At 64.6% G+C, this 2,695-nt stretch carries 2 protein-coding genes and 1 pseudogene; 2 read left to right on the plus strand and 1 reads right to left on the minus strand.

The features are described 5' to 3' along the window. A pseudogene (locus AB0I04_RS55045) lies at nt 1-318 on the plus strand (IS110 family transposase); the annotation flags it as partial. Nucleotides 319-607: 289 nt separating this feature from the next. Here the strand turns inward: AB0I04_RS55045 and AB0I04_RS55050 are convergent. Continuing rightward, nucleotides 608-790, minus strand: a complete 183-nt coding sequence (locus AB0I04_RS55050; RefSeq protein WP_360905033.1) for a transposase family protein — start codon at nt 788-790, stop codon at nt 608-610. A gap of 269 nt (nt 791-1,059) precedes the next feature. Here AB0I04_RS55050 and AB0I04_RS55055 point away from each other — a divergent pair, with 269 nt between their 5' ends. Then, a complete protein-coding gene (locus tag AB0I04_RS55055) occupies nt 1,060-2,283 on the plus strand; it encodes a serine/threonine-protein kinase (RefSeq protein ID WP_360905030.1) in 1,224 nt (407 codons plus the stop codon). Nucleotides 2,284-2,695 lie beyond the last annotated feature (412 nt).

The raw sequence follows: 2,695 nt of genomic DNA on the forward strand, positions 1-2,695 counted from the left end.
GGCAATCCCTGGCTGGGTGGCACCCTGGGCGAAATAGCCATCGGCGCATCCCGCACCAGCACTTTCCTCGGCGCACGTTACAAACGCATCGCCCGACGCCGCGGCAAGAAACGCGCCCTGGTCGCCACCGGCAACTCCGTCCTGACGATCGTCTACCACCTGCTATCCGACCCTGACACCGACTACCAAGACCTCGGCCCCGACCACTACGACTCCCGGATCAACAAACAACGCCGCGCCCGCACCCTCATGCGCCAGATCGAACAACTCACCGGCCACAAGGTGATCCTCGAACCCCTCGACAGCACCGCAGCCTGACCCGACCACCACAACCCGGCTCCGCTAACGCTCCGCCGGGTGCTGCCGCCTGCCCAGCTGAGCACCGATTTTCGAGTCAGCAGTTGCGTTAGCAACCAGCGTCGCCTCCGCCCTTCGTCCCGAAGGAACTTCGGTCAATCGATCTTCGTCCTGGTCGGCCTGGAGCCAAGCGGGGCGCCTCTCACCTTGGATTACGCCCGATGGAGTCGCGGTGGGTCTGAGGGAGCCTGAAGACGTTGGCTCCCAAGATTGGCTCCCCGCGGCTCCCTCTCCGGGCGGGAGAGGAGCCTCAGGCCGAGTGCGAGGTTGCGCAGGGTGGCTGCTGCCCGTGGTCCGTTGCCGGTCCAGGCTTGATGGCCATCCGGTAGTTCGCCGCTCCGGCCAAGGTCGCCACCACCGCCACCCCGAGCACAGCCACGAACGGGTGCCGGATCCCGCGCGTGCGCCGAGGATCACCGATCCCCGCCAGCACCTCCAGCAACGACGAAACACCCGGCCGAGCATGCGACCCCTGACACCGATGACCTTCTTGCCTGTGAGCTTGGAAGCGTGAGAACTCCCATGATCACAGGCAGAAGGTCATCCTCATCCAGGTGTCACCTTCCGTAGCTGCCGCCGATTCGGACACCAGGCGATGATCACCCGAGACCGGCGACTTTGAAATCGCCCTGGGGTGGCGAGAGTGGGCCGATTGCTGGTGGAATACGTTGGCTGCGATCTTCCTCTGCCTATTTCGGAGTGGTGCGCTTGCAAGCGGGGTTGGAGTTGGTGGGCCGCTACCGGCTGGCAGAACTGCTGGGCCGCGGTGGCATGGGCGAGGTCTGGCGCGGCCTCGACTCGCGGTTGGGCCGGACCGTGGCGGTCAAGGTTCTTCCCTTGACTGCAGGGGTCGACGATAGTGGCGTGGCGCGGTTTCGTCGGGAGGCTGAGATCGCGGCGGGGCTGACTCATCCGGGGATCACGACGGTGTTCGATATCGATGAGCACCGAGAGGGCCAGGATCAGCTGCTTTTCCTGGTCATGGAGCTGATGAAGGGCCGTGACCTGCACAAGGTGCTGTCCGAATGGCCGAACGGGCTACCCCTCACGCAGGTGACCGATCTCGCCGCGCAGACCCTTGAGGCGCTGTCCGCCGCGCATGAACAAGGCGTTGTACATCGTGATATCAAACCGGCGAATCTCTTCCTGCTGGACGGCGGCAGGCTCAAGGTCTGCGATTTCGGGATCGCCCGCCTTGCCGACGCCACCAAGATCACCGCTACCGGAAGCATCGCAGGGACACCCCTCTACATGGCCCCGGAACAGATTGAAGGTCGCCCGGTCGACGTGCGCACCGACCTGTACTCCTTCGGCTGTGTGCTGTACGAACTGCTCACCGGAAGGCCATGGGTCGACACCAGTGCCGGTGTCGGTTCGATCCTGTATCAACACATCGGCCAAGCTCCCGTACCACCCCAGGCGCTCCGCCCTGAGATCCCGGACCACCTCGACGCTCTGATCCGAGACCTGCTCGCCAAACAGCCCGAGCAACGCCCCGATAGCGCGGCCGCCACCGCCGAATGCCTAGCTGGACACCAGGCCAGCAGCGAACCGGCACATCATCACCTTCCTACGACACGTCTCGCCCCTCCCGCTCAGCAGGGCACCTCTCCGCTACCTCCGACCGAGGCGGCATTGCCCGACTCCATCATTGGGCGGCGCCCATCGCTGTGGTCGATCTGGCTGATGTCCCTGCTGGCAGTGGTAGTCCTCATCACTAGCGTGATCAGCTTGGTAAATGGGCTCGTGCAGGACAGGAGCCACCTCTGCCAATACGGGAACAGCAGCACATGCAATTCGGCCGGATTGGAGGTCTTCTGGGGTGTAATCGGTTTGGCTCTGGGCGTGGTCTTTGCCATCGCAGCCATCTGGCGATACTCGCGATACCCAAGAGCTTCGGATACGAGCCAACACCCGCCTGTATAGGCGACCCCAGGTACTCCCCCGGTGAGTCTAGGCAGCGCAGATACTACTGATCCACGTCCGTCCGGCGGGATGCGCATCAGTACACGGGGGGGCTGTTTCACCCGCTTTCACAGTGCTCCGGCGCGTCGGCGAGGCCGGACGGGGGGCGCCATGGTTCGGTCACCGCCCCGGCGTATATCCGGCCGGCAGCCGAGCCTGCGGACAACACCTCTGCAACGCACTACCCCGGTCCGTCTGCGGGAGATGAGAGCCCTCCCTTTAGAGGACAAGCCGACCCGGACCGCAGGGCCGGCCACGGCCCGAGGACCGGAAGCGGTGCGTCAGTTCCCTGAGTCAACTTGGGCTGGCGACGTTGCTGCTGGATCGCCCGTCATAATCGGTGTCGTGTCTGCGTATGCTCAGGGTCGCTGGG

This window comes from Actinoallomurus sp. NPDC050550 (genome assembly GCF_040655075.1).
Lineage (GTDB): Bacteria > Actinomycetota > Actinomycetes > Streptosporangiales > Streptosporangiaceae > Actinoallomurus.